At 54.5% G+C, this 18274-nt stretch carries 21 protein-coding genes and 2 tRNA genes; 19 read left to right on the forward strand and 4 right to left on the reverse strand.

Translation table 11 applies throughout. The annotated features are described in order from the left end of the window. Positions 1-2 precede the first annotated feature (2 nt). From nuoI to B1757_RS02295, 17 genes are all read left to right on the forward strand, one after another. Complete coding sequence (nuoI, locus tag B1757_RS02215) at positions 3-494, forward strand: NADH-quinone oxidoreductase subunit NuoI (protein WP_101536770.1); 492 nt, start codon at positions 3-5, stop codon at positions 492-494. Positions 495-509: 15 nt separating this feature from the next. Next, positions 510-1106, forward strand: coding sequence for an NADH-quinone oxidoreductase subunit J (locus B1757_RS02220; protein WP_101536771.1), 597 nt, complete (start codon positions 510-512; stop codon positions 1104-1106). Then, complete coding sequence (nuoK, locus tag B1757_RS02225) at positions 1103-1420, forward strand: NADH-quinone oxidoreductase subunit NuoK (protein ID WP_029316355.1); 318 nt, start codon at positions 1103-1105, stop codon at positions 1418-1420. The genes B1757_RS02220 and nuoK overlap by 4 nt, the downstream gene beginning before the upstream one ends. A gap of 1 nt (position 1421) precedes the next feature. Then, positions 1422-3404 carry an NADH-quinone oxidoreductase subunit L gene (gene nuoL / locus B1757_RS02230; protein WP_101536772.1) on the forward strand — a complete coding sequence of 661 codons (1983 nt, stop codon included), beginning with the start codon at positions 1422-1424 and terminating at the stop codon, positions 3402-3404. A gap of 6 nt (positions 3405-3410) precedes the next feature. Continuing rightward, positions 3411-4892, forward strand: a complete 1482-nt coding sequence (locus B1757_RS02235; RefSeq protein WP_101536773.1) for an NADH-quinone oxidoreductase subunit M — start codon at positions 3411-3413, stop codon at positions 4890-4892. Positions 4893-4905: 13 nt separating this feature from the next. Beyond that, the gene (nuoN, locus tag B1757_RS02240; RefSeq protein ID WP_101536774.1) at positions 4906-6363 is read left to right on the forward strand and encodes an NADH-quinone oxidoreductase subunit NuoN; all 1458 of its coding nucleotides are present in this window, start codon (positions 4906-4908) and stop codon (positions 6361-6363) included. Beyond that, a complete protein-coding gene (locus tag B1757_RS02245; RefSeq protein WP_101536775.1) occupies positions 6363-6677 on the forward strand; it encodes a DUF2818 family protein in 315 nt (104 codons plus the stop codon). The genes nuoN and B1757_RS02245 overlap by 1 nt, the downstream gene beginning before the upstream one ends. Positions 6678-6712: 35 nt before the next feature. After that, positions 6713-6787: transfer RNA gene (locus B1757_RS02250), tRNA-Val, on the forward strand. 54 nt (positions 6788-6841) lie between these two features. After that, on the forward strand, positions 6842-8776 hold the full coding sequence (thrS, locus tag B1757_RS02255; protein WP_101536776.1) for a threonine--tRNA ligase: 1935 nt from the start codon (positions 6842-6844) through the stop codon (positions 8774-8776). Between the two features lie 16 nt (positions 8777-8792). Then, positions 8793-9311, forward strand: a complete 519-nt coding sequence (gene infC / locus B1757_RS02260) for a translation initiation factor IF-3 (protein WP_101536845.1) — start codon at positions 8793-8795, stop codon at positions 9309-9311. A 9-nt stretch (positions 9312-9320) separates the two neighbouring features. Continuing rightward, entirely contained in the window at positions 9321-9518 is a 198-nt protein-coding gene (rpmI, locus tag B1757_RS02265) for a 50S ribosomal protein L35 (protein WP_010641739.1), read from the forward strand. Between the two features lie 18 nt (positions 9519-9536). After that, on the forward strand, positions 9537-9896 hold the full coding sequence (gene rplT / locus B1757_RS02270) for a 50S ribosomal protein L20 (protein ID WP_101536777.1): 360 nt from the start codon (positions 9537-9539) through the stop codon (positions 9894-9896). Positions 9897-9916: 20 nt separating this feature from the next. After that, positions 9917-10939 carry a phenylalanine--tRNA ligase subunit alpha gene (pheS, locus tag B1757_RS02275; RefSeq protein ID WP_101536778.1) on the forward strand — a complete coding sequence of 341 codons (1023 nt, stop codon included), beginning with the start codon at positions 9917-9919 and terminating at the stop codon, positions 10937-10939. Positions 10940-10951: 12 nt separating this feature from the next. After that, positions 10952-13348, forward strand: a complete 2397-nt coding sequence (gene pheT / locus B1757_RS02280; RefSeq protein ID WP_101536779.1) for a phenylalanine--tRNA ligase subunit beta — start codon at positions 10952-10954, stop codon at positions 13346-13348. Positions 13349-13358: 10 nt separating this feature from the next. Then, positions 13359-13658, forward strand: coding sequence for an integration host factor subunit alpha (locus B1757_RS02285; protein WP_101536780.1), 300 nt, complete (start codon positions 13359-13361; stop codon positions 13656-13658). Continuing rightward, positions 13633-14085 carry a MerR family transcriptional regulator gene (locus tag B1757_RS02290; protein ID WP_101536781.1) on the forward strand — a complete coding sequence of 151 codons (453 nt, stop codon included), beginning with the start codon at positions 13633-13635 and terminating at the stop codon, positions 14083-14085. Before B1757_RS02285 ends, B1757_RS02290 begins: the two co-directional genes overlap by 26 nt. A 37-nt stretch (positions 14086-14122) precedes the next feature. Then, positions 14123-14199, forward strand: a tRNA-Pro gene (locus B1757_RS02295). A 72-nt stretch (positions 14200-14271) separates the two neighbouring features. Here B1757_RS02295 and B1757_RS02300 read toward each other — a convergent pair. The 4 genes from B1757_RS02300 to B1757_RS02310 form a co-directional block, all read right to left on the reverse strand. Then, positions 14272-15450 carry a phage integrase Arm DNA-binding domain-containing protein gene (locus B1757_RS02300; protein WP_101536782.1) on the reverse strand — a complete coding sequence of 393 codons (1179 nt, stop codon included), beginning with the start codon at positions 15448-15450 and terminating at the stop codon, positions 14272-14274. Between the two features lie 2 nt (positions 15451-15452). Beyond that, positions 15453-15671 (reverse strand): hypothetical protein, encoded by a 219-nt coding sequence (locus tag B1757_RS02305; RefSeq protein WP_101536783.1) that lies wholly within the window; start codon positions 15669-15671, stop codon positions 15453-15455. Beyond that, complete coding sequence (locus B1757_RS15300) at positions 15658-15828, reverse strand: hypothetical protein (RefSeq protein ID WP_172437564.1); 171 nt, start codon at positions 15826-15828, stop codon at positions 15658-15660. Before B1757_RS15300 ends, B1757_RS02305 begins: the two co-directional genes overlap by 14 nt. A 75-nt stretch (positions 15829-15903) precedes the next feature. Beyond that, positions 15904-16287 (reverse strand): helix-turn-helix domain-containing protein, encoded by a 384-nt coding sequence (locus B1757_RS02310; protein WP_101536784.1) that lies wholly within the window; start codon positions 16285-16287, stop codon positions 15904-15906. Positions 16288-16640: 353 nt separating this feature from the next. Between B1757_RS02310 and B1757_RS02320 the strand changes: the two genes are divergently transcribed. Together B1757_RS02320 and B1757_RS02325 are read left to right on the forward strand one after the other, a co-directional pair. After that, positions 16641-16874 (forward strand): hypothetical protein, encoded by a 234-nt coding sequence (locus B1757_RS02320; protein WP_101536786.1) that lies wholly within the window; start codon positions 16641-16643, stop codon positions 16872-16874. Positions 16875-17048: 174 nt separating this feature from the next. Beyond that, positions 17049-18263, forward strand: coding sequence for a helix-turn-helix domain-containing protein (locus tag B1757_RS02325; RefSeq protein ID WP_101536787.1), 1215 nt, complete (start codon positions 17049-17051; stop codon positions 18261-18263). Positions 18264-18274: the final 11 nt, after the last annotated feature.

Raw genomic sequence — 18274 nt, forward strand, 5'->3', positions numbered from 1 at the left:
AGATGCACATTCGTCCAAAGCAGTGGTTCAAGACTTTTTTTCTGACCGAAATGCTGCGTGGTATGCAGTTGACCGGCCGATATTTTTTTGCGCCCAAAATTACGGTGCAGTATCCGGAAGAGCAGACCCCTCAGTCTCCACGCTTTCGCGGGTTGCATGCCCTGCGCCGTTATGAAAACGGGGAGGAGCGCTGTATTGCCTGTAAATTATGTGAAGCTGTCTGTCCGGCCATGGCCATCACCATTGAGAGTGAACAGCGCAGTGACGGTACCCGGCGCACTACCCGCTATGATATTGACCTCAGCAAATGTATTTTTTGCGGCCTCTGCGAGGAGTCCTGCCCGGTGGACTCCATTGTCGAAAGTCGAGTGCTGTCCTACCACGGTGAAATGCGTAGCGACCTGATTTATACCAAGGACATGCTTCTGGCCAATGGTGACCGCCTGGAAGCAGAACTGGCGGCGGATCGCGAAGCAGACCGCGCGTATCGTTGACAGGATAATCAGAACATGTTGATAACCACCATCCTTTTTTACCTGTTTTCAGCCATTTTGCTGGGTTCGGCAACCGCCGTGATTACCGCGAGAAACCCGGTATATGCCTCGCTTTTTCTGGTGCTGGCCTTTTTTAATGCCGCCGCCCTGTTTATTTTGCTGGGGGCAGAGTTTCTGGGGCTGGTACTGATTCTGGTATATGTCGGCGCGGTCATGGTGCTTTTCCTTTTTGTGGTGATGATGCTGGATATCAATCTGACCCGCCTCAAGGAAGGTTTCCTGAGTTATCTGCCTTTGGGTCTGGCCATTGCCATTCTCGGCGTGCTGGAGCTGGCGGTGGTGTTCTGGACATCGCCGCTGGGGCATGTTCCGGCACCGGCGCCCATTCCTGCCAATGCCGACAATACCCGTGCCCTGGGTGTGCTTCTGTATACCCACTATTTGTATCCTTTTGAGATTGCCGCTGTGATCTTGCTGGTAGCCATCATTGCGGCCATTGCCCTGACCCTGCGCCGTCGCCAGGGTACCAAAACCCAGAATATCGACGCGCAAATGGCAGTACGTGCCAAGGATCGCCTCAGTCTGGTCAATTTACGAGGGCCGGAACAATGATGGGCGGACAACCGACACTGGCCGCCTATCTGATTCTTGGCGCCATCCTGTTTTCCATTGGCGTCGTGGGTATTTTTCTGAACCGCAAAAATGTGATTATTTTGCTGATGGCCATCGAGTTGCTGCTGTTGGCGGTGAACATCAATCTGGTCGCCTTTTCGCGGTATCTGGGTAATCTCGAAGGACAGGTATTTGTATTTTTCATCCTGACCGTAGCGGCTGCTGAAGCAGCCATCGGTCTGGCCATTCTGGTGGTGTACTTCCGCAACCGCCGCAGTATCAACGTTGAAGATATTGATGAGTTGAGAGGCTGATATGTGGGTTTTTGACTGGTTACATGTCTTTCCGCCTCTCGTGGTGTATCTGATCATTCCTCTGGCACCCCTGGCTGGCTCGCTGGTGGCGGGCTTTGCGGGCTGGAAATTGCAGGAGCAGGCCCACTGGGCGCCATTGGCAGGGGTGGCGGTTGCTTTCTATCTGGCGCTGGCAGTGCTTTTCCAGACCCTCCATGGCCAGGATTTTTATGGCAATGTGTACACTTGGGCGGTGATGGGGCATCTACAGGTGCCCATCGGTTTTGATGTGGACAGTCTGACGGCCCTGATGCTGGTAGTGGTGACGTTTGTCTCTCTCTGCGTGCATTTGTACACCATCGGCTATATGCACGGTGACCCTGGATACGCCCGCTTTTTCAGTTATATTTCGCTCTTCACGTTCAGCATGATCATGCTGGTCATGAGCAACAATTTCCTGCAGCTGTTTTTCGGCTGGGAAGCGGTGGGCCTGGTGTCCTATCTGCTCATTGGCTTCTGGTTTCAGCGCGAAAGCGCCAATGTGGCTGCCCTCAAGGCCTTTATCGTCAATCGGGTGGGCGATTTTGGTTTTCTGATTGGCATTGCAGCGGTATATCACTACTGCGGCAGTCTCGATTACCGGACCGTGTTTGCCATGGTTCCCCATCTGGTCGGCCAGACGGTGGAGATCATTCCCGGGCATCCCTGGAATGTGTTGACCTGGATTGCGCTGCTGCTCTTTATCGGTGCCATGGGTAAATCCGCGCAGGTGCCCCTTCATGTCTGGCTGCCGGAATCCATGGAAGGCCCGACCCCCATTTCAGCCCTGATTCACGCGGCAACCATGGTGACCGCCGGTATTTTCATGGTAGCCCGGATGTCCCCCATTTATGAGCAGTCAGCCACGGCGCTAACCGTCATACTGTTGATTGGTTCCATTACCGCCCTGTTCATGGGGCTGATCGGCCTGGTGCAGAATGACATCAAGCGCATTATTGCCTATTCGACCCTGTCGCAACTGGGTTACATGACCGCCGCCCTGGGTGCTTCAGCCTTTTCGGCAGCTATTTTTCACTTGATGACCCATGCCTTTTTCAAGGCATTGCTCTTCCTGGCAGCGGGTTCGGTGATTCACGCCATGGCCAACGAGCAGGATATCCGCAAAATGGGCGGTTTGCGCAAGGCCATGCCCATCACCTATATCACTTTCCTGATTGGGGGCCTTGCCCTGTCAGGTATTCCACCCTTTGCCGGTTTTTTCAGCAAGGATCTGATCATTGAAGCGGTGGGTTTGTCCACCTTGCCGGGGGCAGGCTGGGCCGAATTCATGCTGGTGGCCGGGGCCTTTGTCACCGCGCTGTATACGTTTCGATTGTTTTTCATGGTGTTCCATGGTGAGCCCCGGATGGATCCCTACACCCGCGATCATCTCCACGAATCTCCCTGGGTGATCACGGTGCCACTGATTGCCCTGGCCATTCCGGCAGCCTATGCCGGCTGGGCCTACATTGGTCCAGTCGGCCTGGGACATTTTCTCGATTCCTCTTTGGTGATTGCGCCCCAGTTCAATACCATTGGCGAAATCGCCGCCCATTGGCAAGGTGCTGGAGCTTTTCTCGTCCATGGTCTGGAAGCCTGGCCGTTCTGGTTGGCCATTGCCGGCATTATTTGTGCGGCTTACTTTTACGCCTGGCGCAGTGGTCTGCCTGAATCCCTCAGTCGGTTACTCAGCCCGGCAACCTGGCTGCTGCAAAGCAAATTTGGCTTTGATGCCTTCAATAATGCCGTGCTGGTGCGGGGGGCTATCCAGTTCGGACGACTGTTCTGGCATGTCGGCGACGAAAAGCTCATCGATGGCCTGATGGTGAATGGGACGGCCTTCGGTATTGGCAAACTGGCATTGTCCTGGCGGCGCGTGCAAACGGGATACATCTATCATTACGCTTTTGCCATGATTATCGGGTTGATTTTACTCATGACATATTTTGTGGTCTGGAAGGGGTAAGGCAGGATGAATGCTCAGCTCCTCAGTTATTCTATCTGGGTGCCGATTGTCGGCGGCTTGCTGGTTCTCGCCGTCGGTGACCGCCGTGCGCAGCTGGCGCGCTGGTTGGCACTGTTGGTGTCCTTGCTCGCCTTTGCCGTCACCATCCCGCTATATACCGGTTTTGATACCCACACGGCGGCCATGCAGTTCAGCGAGAGGGTGGCCTGGATTCCCTCCCTGAATATTTACTACCACCTGGGTGTGGATGGTATTTCCCTGTGGTTTGTGCTGCTCACCAGCTTTCTGACGGTGCTGGTGGTGATCAGCTCCTGGCGTAATGTCCAGACCCGGGTAGCGCAATTCATGGCCGCCTTCCTGATCATGGAAGGCATGATGATCGGCGTGTTCTGTGCCCTCGACGCCATTCTTTTTTATGTGTTCTGGGAAGCCATGCTGATCCCGATGTTTTTGATCATCGGCGTTTGGGGTGGGCCGCGACGGGTATATGCCACCATCAAGTTTTTTCTCTACACCTTTCTCGGCTCGGTGTTGATGTTGGTGGCCCTGCTTTACCTGTATTTCCATAGTAACAACAGTTTTGATCTGTTGGTCTATCAGCATACTCCCCTGGGAATGACCGCCCAGATTCTTATTTTCATCGCTTTTTTTGTGGCCTTTGCGGTCAAAATTCCCATGTGGCCGGTGCATACCTGGTTGCCCGATGCCCATGTCGAGGCACCTACCGCTGGCTCGGTAGTGCTGGCGGCGATCATGCTGAAAATGGGCGCATACGGTTTTCTGCGCCTGAGTCTGCCCATTGTTCCCGATGCCAGTCATAAACTGGCCTGGCTGATGATCCTGCTGTCTCTGATTGCCATTATTTATGTGGCGCTGGTGGCGATTGTCCAGGAAGACATGAAAAAACTGGTGGCCTATTCTTCCATTGCCCACATGGGTTTTGTGACACTGGGATTTTTTGTGTTTGATAGTGTGGCCATTGAAGGCAGCATCATTCAGATGCTATCCCACGGCTTTATCAGTGCCGCCATGTTCCTGTGCATTGGCGTGCTTTACGACCGCATGCACACCCGCAACATCAGGGCTTATGGTGGGGTAGCCAATGTCATGCCGATTTTTGCCGCACTGATGATGCTTTTTGCCATGGGTAATGTCGGTTTGCCGGGTACTTCCGGCTTCGTGGGTGAATTTATGGTGGTCCTCGGCGCGTATCAGGTGAATCCCTGGTTCTCGATTCTCGCCGCTACCGGCCTGATTACCGGTGCCAGCTATACGCTGTGGTTATTTAAGAGGGCTATTTTCGGCGGTATTGTCCACCCGGAAGTCGCTGCCCTGAAGGATCTGGATCTGCGGGAAATGCTGGTGCTCGGCACCCTGGCGGCTTTCACCCTGCTGCTGGGGGTGTGGCCGGCACCTTTCCTTGATATTGTACATAGTTCGGTACAGCATCTGGTGGCCCAGGTCGCTGTATCGAAGATACCGGCGTAGAAGGACTCTGCCTATGAATGCTTTTCTGCTGCATTGGACTTTCGCCATCCCGGAAATCTGGGTATTGAGCATGGCCTGCGTCGTATTACTGGCTGATTTGTACCTGGGTGAACGCCTCCGGGATGTGGCCCCGGTATTGACGGTGCTGACTCTGCTGGGTGCTGCGGTCCTGACCTTTTTTGAAATAGGACAAAGTGGTACGGCCTTTGCCGGACAACTGCTTCTGGATCCCTTTACCAATGTGGCCGAACTGTTCAGTTATCTGGCGGTATTGATGGTGGTCCTGTATTCCCGGCGCTATCTGATGGATCGCGGCATCTATCGGGGCGAAATTTATGTGTTGCTGCTCTTTGCCCTGCTCGGGGTCATGGTGATGGTATCAGGAGGCAGCCTGCTGACCATTTATCTCGGGCTCGAGCTGCTGGCGCTCAGTCAATATGCCCTGGTGGCTTTCCATCGCGACAGTCTGAGCGCGACCGAAGCGGGACTGAAATATTTCGTGCTTGGCGCCTTGGCTTCAGGATTGCTCCTCTACGGTATGTCACTGCTCTATGGTCTGACCGGAACCCTGGATGTGCGGCACATTGCCGCAGCCCTGGTCAATGTCAACAGCAGTAATCTCATTCTGGTGTTTGCCTTGGTATTTATTGTGGCGGGCATTGCCTTCAAACTGGGGGCTGCCCCTTTCCATATGTGGCTGCCGGACGTTTATCAGGGGGCCCCTACCCTGGTGACCACTTTTCTGGCCTCGGCACCTAAAATCGGGGCCTTCGCTCTGATTGTCCGGCTGCTGATAGATGGTGGTTACGGCATGTTGGAATCCTGGCAGCAGATATTCATTGCCCTGACCCTGGTGTCCCTGGTCGTCGGCAACCTGATTGCTATCGCCCAGCAGAACCTGAAACGAATGCTCGCCTATTCAACGGTGGGACACGTGGGCTTTCTGTCACTGGGCATCGTTGCTGGAACGGCGGCTGGTTTTGCCAGTGCCTTTTTCTATACGATAGTTTACGTGTTGATGTCCCTGGCGGGTTTCGGAATGATCCTGCTCTTGTCCCGGGCGGGCTTTGAGGCTGAACGTATTGACGATTTCAAGGGCCTGGCCCAGCGCAAGCCCTGGTATGCCTTTTTGATGCTGATCATCATGTTTTCCATGGCCGGTGTACCGCCTACGGTGGGATTTTATGCGAAGCTCGCCGTGTTTCAGGCGGTCATCGCGGCAGGGTATGTATGGCTGGCGGTGATTGGTGTGCTGCTGGCGGTGATTGGTGCCTTCTATTATTTGCGGGTCGTGAAGGTCATGTTTTTTGATGCGCCCGATCCGGATGTGGATTCCGAAAATGCGCCGATCGTGCGGGATGATCTCGCCAGTGCTACCCTGAGTATGAACAGTCTGGCCTTACTGGTGCTGGGGATTGTGCCTGGACCGTTGATGGCCTTCTGTTTTTACGCCATGCAGGGAGTGATTTGATGGATATGCAACAGTGGGCACTGGTCTATATTTTACTGGCTTTTGTGGCGGCGAACCTGCCCTGGCTCAGTCAACGCCTGTTTTTTGTGCGCAAAATGGCTGAGGGTAAAGCCCTCCAATGGTATCTGCTGGAATGGCTGGTCATGTACTTCATTGTCGGCCTGATTGGCATGGGTATTGAGCAAAGTCTGGATGGCAGCCTGCACGGCCAGGGTTGGGAATTCTATGTGATCGCCCTGTGCATGTTTGCCGTTTTTGCCATCCCGGGTTTTATCTGGCGCTTCAACGTGCTGCCCATGTTGCGCAGATCTTGACCGGGGCGCCCGTAATCGGTACATTTGCGGGCTGCAGGCGCGTAGCTCAGGGGGAGAGCGCTACCTTGACACGGTAGAGGTCGGCGGTTCGAAACCGCCCGTGCCTACCAAATCCCGCACCAGAGGGAAGAATCTCTCTGGTGCTTTTTCTTTGGAGAGGGCATATGCCAGACATTCAGTTGCCAGATGGTAGTCATCGTCAGTTTCCTGAGCCCGTTACCGGGCTGGAGCTGGCGCGCACTATCGGCAGCGGCCTGGCCAAGGCCGCCGTGGCCATAAGTGTCGATGGCGTCCTCAAGGACCTCTCCACCGTCCTGGACCAGGATGGAGCCGTCGCCATCATTACCAAGGACAGCCCCGAAGGTTTGGAGGTTATCCGTCATTCCACCGCCCATCTGATGGCCCAGGCGGTGCAGTCCCTGTATCCGGGCGTGCAGGTGACCATTGGTCCGGTCATCGAAAACGGATTTTATTATGATTTTGCTGCTGAGCGCAGTTTTACCGAGGAAGACCTCGTTGCCATAGAGCGCCGGATGCGGGAGCTGGTCAAGCAGAATCTGGCTGTAGAACGCGAGGTCGTCTCCCGGGATGCGGCAATTACGCGTTTTGAAAAAATGGGTGAAGACTACAAGGTGCAGATTATCCGGGATATTCCCGCTGCGGAAGCACTGAGTCTGTATCATCAGGGTGATTTTGTGGATCTCTGTCGGGGGCCCCACGTACCCTCTACCGGTAGCCTCGGTGTGTTCAAGCTGCAACGGGTTGCCGGAGCCTACTGGCGGGGAGATTCCCGCAATCCCATGCTGCAACGCATTTATGGCACGGCCTGGGGCAGTCAGAAAGATCTGGACGCGTATTTGCAGCAACTGGCTGAAGCCGAAAAGCGCGATCATCGGCGCATTGGTACAGAACTGGAACTGTTTTCCATTCAGGAAGATGCGGGCGGCGGACTGGTCTTCTGGCATCCCATGGGCGCGCGGATTCGCCGGGTCATCGAGGACTTCTGGCGCAGTGCCCATGTGGAAGGCGGGTATGAATTGCTGTTCACGCCCCATATTGCCCATGAGCAGCTCTGGCATACCTCCGGGCACAAGGATTTTTACGCGGAATCCATGTTTGACCCCATGCAGGACGAAGGCCAGCCCTATCAGCTCAAGCCCATGAACTGTCCATTTCATATTCTGGTTTACAAGGACAAATTACACTCCTATCGGGACTTGCCCCTGCGCTGGGCAGAGCTGGGCACCGTCTATCGCCATGAAATGTCCGGCGCGTTGCACGGCCTGATGCGGGTACGCGGCTTCACCCAGGATGATGCCCATGTATTCTGTCGTCCCGATCAGATCGAGGCCGAAATCGGCGCAGTGCTGACCCTGGTCCAGAAAATTCTCGGCACCTTTGGTTTTGATCGCTATGAAATCAATCTATCGACCCGGCCAGACCACTCGGTAGGCAGTGACGTTATCTGGGAGACGGCCACCCATGCGCTGCGCGTCGCCCTGGAACGTGCCGGTCTGGAATATCAGGTGGATGAAGGCGGTGGCGCTTTTTATGGTCCCAAAATCGATCTGAAAATTCAGGATGCCATTGGTCGCAAGTGGCAGTGCAGTACCATTCAACTGGATTTCAACCTGCCCGAACGCTTTGGCATGGAATATGTCGCCGAAGATGGTACGCGCCAGGTGCCCATCATGATTCACCGCGCCATATTCGGTTCTGTAGAGCGTTTCTTTGGTGTACTGATTGAGCACTACGAAGGCAAGTTCCCCCTGTGGCTGGCGCCGGTGCAGGTGGCGGTGCTGCCCATCAGCGAACATTTTGTCGCCTATGCCGATTCGGTCCGAGCGACATTGGCGAAACTCGGTCTGCGTGTCGAAACGGACTTGAGAAACGAGAAGATAGGTTATAAGATACGCGCCCACACCCTGCGCAGGGTGCCTTACATGCTGGTCGTCGGAGAACGCGAACAGGAAGCAGGTACCGTAGCGCTCAGGGATAGGAACGGTCAGGACTTGGGTTCCCATAGCGTTGCTGCGCTGGGTGCCGCTCTGCAGAAAATGGTTCAAGAGCGGCAAAATACCCTGGAGTGGCAAGGTTAGCGAGGAGGATAAGGCGATCGCGACAGAGAAAGAAGTCAATATTAATCGGGAAATTACCGCAGCGCGGGTCCGGTTGATAGGTGTAGAGGGTGAGCAAATGGGGGTGGTTTCCTTTATGGAAGCCTTGACGGCCGCAGAAGAAGCGGATCTGGATCTGGTCGAGATCGCTCCTCAGGCGGAGCCACCCGTGTGCAGAATCATGGATTATGGCAAGTTTCGTTTTCAGGAAAGCAAGCGCCAGCATGAAGCGAAACGGCGGCAGAAGCAGACGCAGGTCAAGGAAATCAAATTCCGTCCCCGTACGGATGATGCCGATTACCAGATCAAGCTCCGTAATATCATGCGTTTTATTGATGATGGCGACCGGGCAAAAATCACCCTGCGCTTTCGTGGCCGTGAGATGTCGCATCCGGAGTTGGGTATGGAATTGCTCAATCGGGTGGAAAAGGATTTAGCAGAAGTCGGGGTGGTTGAACAGCGGCCACGCATGGAGGGACGGCAAATGGTGATGATTGTCGCCCCACGGAAAAAATAGGAGAACATCGTGCCAAAAATGAAGAGCAATCGCGGAGCGGCCAAGCGTTTCAAACGCACCGGTTCCGGCAAGTTTAAGCATCGTCAGGCTTTTTTGAACCATATCCTGACTAAGAAAACCACCAAGCGGAAGCGTCATCTGCGTCATACCTTGGTGACCTCGGGAAGCGATCAGGCCGCCCTGCGGCGCATGCTTCCCTACGCTTGATGACAGAGGAATCGTAACATGCCTAGAGTAAAACGTGGCGTAACCGCCCACGCCCGCCATAAAAAGGTCCTGGCCCGCGCCAAGGGTTTCCGTGGTCAACGCAAGAGCAACTTCCGCATCGCCCATCAGGCGGTGATGAAGGCCCTGACCTATGAATACCGCGATCGCCGGACCAAGAAGCGGGATTTCCGCAGTTTGTGGATTGTCCGCATCAATGCGGCCGCCCGTTCCGAAGGCTTGAGCTACAGCCGCTTCATGAATGGCTTGCTGCGCGCTGGTATTCAGCTGGATCGCAAGGTTCTGGCCGACATTGCCGTGCGTGACAAGGCTGCTTTTGTCCGCTTGGTTGAGGTGGCTAAGGGCCAACTGGCCGCCTGATCGTGACGGAAGCTGTGGATATGTCCCTGTCTTCCATGGCTTCCGTCGCAGAGGCTGCGCGAGATATCGCCGCCGCTGCGGATCTACCTGCCTTGGAGCAAATCCGTCTGCACTGGCTGGGTAAAAAAGGGGTCCTGACCCAAGCCATGCAGCAACTGGGTCAGCTCTCACCGGAAGCGCGCCGAGAGGCAGGGCAGTTGCTCAACGTGCGCAAGACGGAGGTGCAAAACCTTCTGCAAGCCCGGCGCACGGCCCTGGAGAATGCGCGTATTCAGGAGCGCATGGCCGGTGAAAGGGTGGATGTGACCCTGCCTGGTCGGCGGGTAGCTCTGGGTGGCAGTCATCCTGTACGCCAGACGATTGAATGGATAGAGCAGTATTTTTCTGGCCTGGGCTTTGAGGCCAGCGATGGTCCGGAAATCGAAGATGATTATCACAACTTCGGGGCCCTGAATATTCCCGAAGATCATCCCGCCCGGGCCATGCACGATACCTTCTACTTTGATGAAAACCGCCTGTTGCGTACCCAAACTTCTACTGTGCAAATTCGTTTTCTGGAGGCCCACCAGCCGCCGCTGCGGATGATTGCGACCGGGCGGGTCTATCGCCGTGATTCGGATATTACCCACACTCCCATGTTTCATCAGGTGGAAGGTTTGCTACTCGATGAAGAGGCCAGCTTTGCCGATTTGCGGGGGCTGCTGGAAGATTTTCTCCAGAGTTTTTTCGAGAGATCCGATTTGCCGGTGCGCTTCCGTCCTTCCTACTTTCCCTTTACGGAACCTTCCGCAGAAGTGGATGTGGGTTGCGTGATCTGTGGCGGATCGGGTTGCCGGGTGTGCAAGCAGAGCGGCTGGCTGGAGGTGCTGGGTTGCGGCATGGTGCATCCGGCTGTGCTGGCCGGGGCAGGGGTGGACGGCGAAGTATTCGGTGGTTTTGCCTTTGGCATGGGCATCGAAAGACTGACCATGCTGCGTTATGGCGTCAATGATCTGCGTCTCTTTTTCGAGAACGATCTGCGCTTCCTCAAGCAGTTCTCCTGAGAGCAGCAGCTTATGCGTGTAAGTATTCAATGGCTTCGTGAATTATTGGATGTTTCCTGGGTTACGGCGGACATTGCTCACCGTTTGACCATGGGCGGCATTGAAGTCGAAGCCATTGAACCGGCCGCTGTTCCTTTTCAGGGGGTCGTGGTCGGCTTCGTGAAAAGCGTCATGTCCCATCCGGAAGCCGACAAACTCCGCATAGCGCAGGTCGATGCCGGGGATGGCGTATTGCGGACCATCGTCTGTGGTGCCGCCAATCTTGCCGAAGGGCAGAAAGTGCCATTGGCTTTACCCGGAGCAGTATTGCCGGGTGACAAGAAAATCAGTATTTCCGAGCTACGTGGGGTGCGTTCTGAAGGCATGCTCTGTGCAGCGGCTGAGCTGGGTCTGGATGATGGCAGCAGTGGTCTGCTGATGCTCGATGCCGATGCTCCGGTGGGTCAGGATCTGCGCGCCTACCTGCAGTTAGAAGATGAGATTCTGAGTCTGGGTATTACCCCGAATCGCGGAGACGCCTTGTCCATGCTGGGAGTGGCTCGGGATCTGTATGCTCTGGGTGCTGAACAACTGCAAGTCCCGGCTGTTTTGTCTGCGTCCGCCGCTGAGTGGAGCCAACTGGATGCGGCGCAAACAGCGCGAGAAGGTGATTATTTTGTGGGAGTGGATGCGGCCGCCCGCGCCGTCTGTCCCAGTTATACGGCGCTGTGGATAGACGGAGTTCCCGCGCGCTTGCCGGATCATCTGCGCGAGCGCTTGCGGCGCATGGGACAGCGCTGTATTCACCCAGTGGTGGACTTGTTGAACCTGTGGATGTTTGAGACCGGTCAACCCCTGCACGCCTTTGATGCGGATAAAGTCCGGGGTGGCCTGTGTGTACGTTGGGCGCAAGCCGGCGAAGTGCTGGATGCCCTGGACGGTCGGGATCTGGCTCTGGAGCCGGACATGCTGGTCATCGCCGACACGCAAGGACCAGTGGCATTGGCGGGTATTATTGGTGGACGGCGGACCAGTGTGACGGATGCCACCCGTTCAATCATTCTCGAAGCTGCATTTTTCCAGCCCAAAGCGATTCAGGGGCGGGCCCGGCGCCTGTCGTTACAGACTGATGCCGCCATGCGCTATGAAAGGGGTGTCGATTATCAGCTCGCTCCCCGGCTGGCCCGGGGCGTGCTGGCACAGATGGCTACACTCGCCCCGGTACAGTTGCGCAGTGCCCGCGCCTTTACCTTGCAGGGCAGTCTGCCGCTTCCCGCAGAAATCACCTTGCGCCAGCAGCGCCTCCAGAGGGTCATGGGGATGCCTTACGCTGCGTCAGAAGTGGAGCGGGTTTTGACCCGCCTGGGGCTGCAGATCCGTGCTGTGCCCGAGGGTTGGCAGGCCACGGTACCGAGCCATCGCTTCGATCTGCGTATTGAGGCGGATCTGATCGAAGAGGTGGGTCGCATTTACGGTTATGAACAGTTGCCGGCCCATCGCCCCCGGGGCATCTTGCAGGCCGCGTCCAGCGCCTCCACAGTAGCGCGTAGGATGCGGGATATTCTCCAGGCCCGGGATTATCACGAAGTCATTACCTACAGCTTCATCAGCCAGGAAGCCCAGAAGGACTTTGTCCCGGAAGCCGACGCCCCGGCATTGCTGAATCCCCTGTCTGCAGATCTGGCGGTCATGCGTGCCAGCCTCTGGCCGGGCTTGTTGCAGACCCTGCAATTCAACGCGAAGCGGCAGCAGGAGCGTATCCGGATTTTCGAGATGGGGCGGATATTTTCAGCCGAAGGGCAGCGTATGGTGCTGGCGGGCTGCATTGCCGGTAGCGCCGACCGCGAGAGCTGGGCACAGACGGCGAGGGATGTGGATTTTTTTGATCTGAAAGGCGATGTCGCCGCCATGCTGGCCTTATGGCCGCAAACTTCCTTTGAATTTCGGGTCTTGACCAGTGAGGTCAGCTTGCATCCTGGACAGGCGGCAGAAATTCTCGTCGGCGGACGTCGGGTCGGTATGCTGGGGGCCTTGCATCCAATACTGGCAGATCGTCATGACCTGGACAAAACCGCGTTATTCTTCTATCTGGATATGGAAATGCTGGAAGATCTGGATAATGAGCGGCATTTCGCGCCATTGTCGCCCTATCCGGCGTTGAGAAGAGATATGGCGCTGGTGATTCCTGATGCCATTGCGGCTGGCACCGTTCTGGCCGCCATGCGTCAGGAAGCCAGCGCCATCGTGCAGGAAATACGGATTTTTGATCGCTATCAGGGGGAACCCCTGCTGGCAGGGACCTACAGTCTGGCCTTTGCTTTCCTTTTGCAGGATCGGGAGCGCACCCTGACTGAGGTGGATGTACAACAGGAACTGGAGCGGATGCTCACTGCCGTGAAGCAAATCGGCTCCATTGAACTTCGCGCATAGGGAGAAAAAAGTGGCTGTCACGAAAGCTGAAATTGTGGATATGTTGTTTGAAACCATGGGCCTGAACAAACGGGAAGCCAAAGGTATTGTAGAAGCCCTGTTTGATCATATCCGCGAAACCCTGGCCCAGGGCGAAGAAGTGAAACTCTCGGGTTTTGGCAACTTCACCCTGCGTGATAAAAATCCGCGACCAGGACGTAATCCCAAAACGGGCGTCGAAATCACCATCACCGCCCGGCGGGTAGTGACTTTTCATCCGAGCCAGAAGCTCAAAGCCTACGTCAATGGTAGCGAACCAGACATCGCCTAAAGGTAAAGCGGGCAAAGAACTCGCCGCGCTGCCGGAAATTCCTGAAAAGCAGTATTTCTCCATCAGCGAGGCATCTCTGCTTTGTGGAGTGAAAGCCCATGTGCTGCGCTACTGGGAGCAGGAGTTCCCGCAACTCAGCCCGCTGAAAAGAAAAGGGAATCGCCGCTATTATCAGCGTCATGACTTGCTTCTGGCGCGACAGATTCGCAGCCTGCTTTATGGGGAAGGTTACACCATCCACGGCGCCCGGGAACGACTCCAGAGTTTGCGCCATGAGTCCGGCCCGGGTCACTCGGTTTCAGCGGCGCAATTGGAGCTGGAAATGGAGGATAATGCCTCTGCCGGGTTTGTGGGAGCCGCCAACCGGCTTATCTATCTGCAGACAGAGTTGGCGGCTCTGATCAAAATTTGTGCAGGAAAACATTGACCCGCTGCCTATGAAGCATTAGAGTAGCGGCTCTTAACGGGGCGTAGCGCAGCCTGGTAGCGCACCTGAATGGGGTTCAGGTGGTCGGAGGTTCAAATCCTCTCGCCCCGACCAATTTGTTAAGTATAATTATGATGTTATAATTTTTATATGCACAGCAGAAAAACTTTTCTGTAAACTTTCTGGTTATTTTCTGCAAACACGTTTCGGAAGCCCCACAGTATCCGTGACAATCCAGGGTTCCTGATGCTTGTCCAGATAGTGCTTGGTCATCTTTTCTGATGTGTGCCCCAAGAGTTTCTGGATAGAATCGTCCGGCCATCCCGCCTGGCGGTACAGGTCCGCCCCCAATGCTCTGATCTCATGAAATGTCGGACGTTTTTCCTGTGGCGTTTTAGAATAAAAACCACACCGGTCACGTAGTTTGGAAAATTCTCTAGTGAGTTGAACAGGGTACACCGTCGTCCAGTGCTCTTTCTTGTCCAGGTATTCCCTACGTTTCTTCTTCGGATTTCGGTGAATCATCAGCGGACTCAATATCTTGTCCCTGCAGCGGTCGATGATTTCCTGCAGATCTTCTCCAATCGGCAGTAACAAACGACCAGCATCGGAGCTGTGTTCGACCTTTTTTTGACGTACCGGCAGGTAGGGAATGCCATTCTCGATTTGAATCGCATCAAAACGGTACAGGACCAGATCTTCTCGTCGTTGTAGGGTATGTAGAGCCAGATCCAGCGCGTTCTGGAACCAGGGTTCTGCAATAGCATATATTTTTTGAAACCCCTCAAGAGTCAGTGAGGTGCGTTCCACAACATGGGTTTTCGGAATGGTCATCTCTGGTAGATTGCCTGGCCCGGTGATCCCCTTAGCTATGGCATGACGCCACACTTGAGCCAAAATGGTTCGATGAATGTTGGAGGACCGGGGCGGGCGCTTATCCAGAAAATGCGCAACGTGCTGAAGGGTGATCACATCCCAGCGGAAATGCCCCAGCTCCTGCCGTATCGTGCCGAGTATCCAGTGATAGTCCTGGAGCGTTTTTTCGGAGAGTCCGAATCCCTTTTTTGACCGTCTGGCGGGTAATATCTGCTCCTCAAAAATAGTCAGAAAGTCCCCAATGGTGCCATGTGATTCACTGGTGATGACGCGGCTTATCAGTTGTTGTGATTCCTGATCCTGGAGTTGTTTGGCCAGATGCGCGTTGAGTGCAATCGCCGCACTGATCGCCTTGTCTTTGTTGGTACCGAATCCCGCTCGCTTGCCATTGAGCGGGTTGCGGTAGCTGAAATAAATTTTGTTCCCTCTGACCTGCTGGCTGAGATTGGGTGGCAGTTTTTTGGATGTAGAACGTGGCCTGGGGGACAAAATTACCCTCCGATGACTCTGGCAATCAGCTCGTTGAACTCGTTATCGTTATCATTGGGCACCATGGATTCCCATTTGTCCAGATCAATATACGTCCGGCCATTGATGATAACCCCAGGAACCAACCTATCTTTCACCCAGGAATGGACGGTACGCATATCAGGAGCGGACCCCTCCTCGAAACAGGTCTCACGGAAACGATCTGCTTTAATCAGCTTCAAAATCAACCTCCTGGATGAAAGCTATTTCCCCCGCTGGGTGTTCGCGTTTTTCGGTCAGGATGATGAAGCCAGCCAACACTTCAGCCAGAAGCTCGGGATCAGGTTCGCGGGCTACTTTGACGGTGATTTGGGGAGATTTACGACCGGGACGGGACACAATCCATTACCTCAGCGCGTAGTGTACGCTCAGAATGTAATAGATATACCACCAAAAGGTCAACGATTATTGACCTTAATATTTTTTCTTTGCCAGAAGTTCTTCCATTATTGTGTCGAAATATGATTTCTTTTCTTGAAGACGCCGGAAAAATTCATTCTGCTCGGATTCTGGAAGAGCATCAAAAAGATTGACCAAGGATTTTTGACGTTCACTGAGAACCCGTGCTGGATCATTTTTCTCTCTCATCTCTCCTTTGCCGGTAACAAGCCAATCTATTGAAATATTAAGTATATCTCTAAGGGCCAGGATATGCTCAAGGCGTGGGTCTTTGATGTCTCTATTTTCCCAGGACCAGACCACCTGCTTGGACACGTTCAGTCGTCGTGCCAGTTCCGACATGCTGAGCCCTGCTGCTTCGCGGGCCAACCGTATTCTCTCGCTTAGTGTGGATTCCATGCCCCATCTTGCATCACCTGTAAAAAAAATGGTAAAACAAAGGCGACCTTACTGATCAACGTATGGAGACTTTACTGTGAGAAAAGCGACAGCGATAAAAATGTTCGGAACTGCCACCGCTCTGGCAGATGTCCTCGGCGTATCCAAGCAGTCCCTCACGGTTTGGCAAGAAGTGCTAACGACCCGTCAAACAGACCAGGTTATAGGGGCAGCCCTGCGCACCCGGATCCCTATTGAACAGATCGGAGCGGCCTTAACAGAGCCTGCTATTCCTTATCGACATGGGAGCAAAGATGTGAGGCGGCGACAGGATCAACCACATAGCGCGGCCTGCTAGTCCGCAGGATACCCCCATGACCAATCCCGCAAAACATCGAACAAAAACTGGAAAATCCAGACCCTTTCAGATTTATGGCGTGTCCTACACCTACGGGTGGAGGCGTTGGCCAGGCAAGAACTTCGCCACCCGCAAGGCGGCAGAGGAGGATCTGGAATATCTGGGTTATTTAACTATCCCTGGAACCGTCGATGACATTGAGAGATTTGTCATCGTGGACAGCCGCATTGAAAGCCCTGACCAGCACTGATAACCCTGTGAAAAACAAAACCCCCAATGATCTGACAAATCATTGGGGGGTACACTTTTTGGCTCGGCAGCCATGGTATGAACTGCGCGACAACGCAGATCAACAATCACGCGAAAGGACCAAGACCAATACCCGCAAAAGTAAAAGGACTGATACAAAAAGGACCGATACAACGTGATCAATCTTACCGATTCCATTATAGATTCGGGTAAGCCGCGTTGCAAGCCTGATTCCACACCGGAAAATACCCAGATCCACCTGGACCTGGGCTGCCCTGACGCCCTTGTGCGGGAGCGTCGTGGCTGGACGGTGGGTGCGCTGGGACTGTTTGTTGACCTCAATATCCCCGATATGTTGGCAAAGCCGCTCTTTTTGTTGTCGGAGCTTACCGCCTTGAAAGAGGTGGAACGCTACGTTTTGAAAGCGTTATTTCTGCATTGTCGTTATAACAATCTGGCTGAACCGGTATTTCCGAGCATGGAACGCATAGGGGAGATGATCGGTGGGCGCAGCGTGCGCACGGTCAGCAAAGCTATCAAAAATCTCGAAGCCGGTGGATACATCGTACGGCAAGTGCGGCGCAAGGCGCATGGCCGATATCGTGGTGTCACCCACACCTATTTCACCCCGCTGGTGGCCGAACTGGTACAGATGCCCTATCTGCCCCAAGCCGTGCGCCAGAAGAGCCTGTTTGATCAGGCAATGGCCGGATTGCAAAAAGTCGGCGGTGTGATCGGCGCAAAAATAGACGTAAAACAATGGACTGCTGCATGGAACCGGCAGCGCGAAACCATGGCTAGCCACGCCTTGTTACAACGTCTGTCATTGCCGGCGGAGTTGCTGTTCCTGCTGGATCGGGGCGTTCGGGCGATGGATCTCTTTCGCTGGTCGAAATCACTCCGGAAGAGCAAGGCATCATTGACCCTCACCGAAATCGTCCAGAAAAAACGCTTTTCACTGGAAAAAGCACGGAATGCCGGGGGGTATCTCAGAACTTTGGTCAAAAAAGCCCAGAATGGCGAGAAGATACAGGAAATCGGAGAGTGGGTGGAGGAAAGCAATATGACAGACGGAGTTGAAAAAGCGAATCAGATCAGTCGTGCTAACTATTTGATCCAAAAGTATCAAGACCAGACTTATCATGATCCCGTCACTGGTATATGGGCGAAGGTCAATTCCCAGGGTGATGTCCGAATGTACGATATGGATCCTGCACGTCTGGACGCCATCATCCGAGGTACAAAGTCGCTTGAATGGCTGCACAAAAATGTGCGGTCTGGCGTATTGCAGGCATGGAAATCGGATTCTCCCGACCAGGAACCGAATCAGAGGGAAACGATTCCGGACAGGTGGGCCAATCTCAAGCAGATGATGTATGCGCATTTGTAGGCAAAAAGAGG

The sequence above is a fragment of the Acidithiobacillus marinus genome, assembly GCF_002847505.1.
GTDB lineage: Bacteria > Pseudomonadota > Gammaproteobacteria > Acidithiobacillales > Acidithiobacillaceae > Acidithiobacillus > Acidithiobacillus marinus.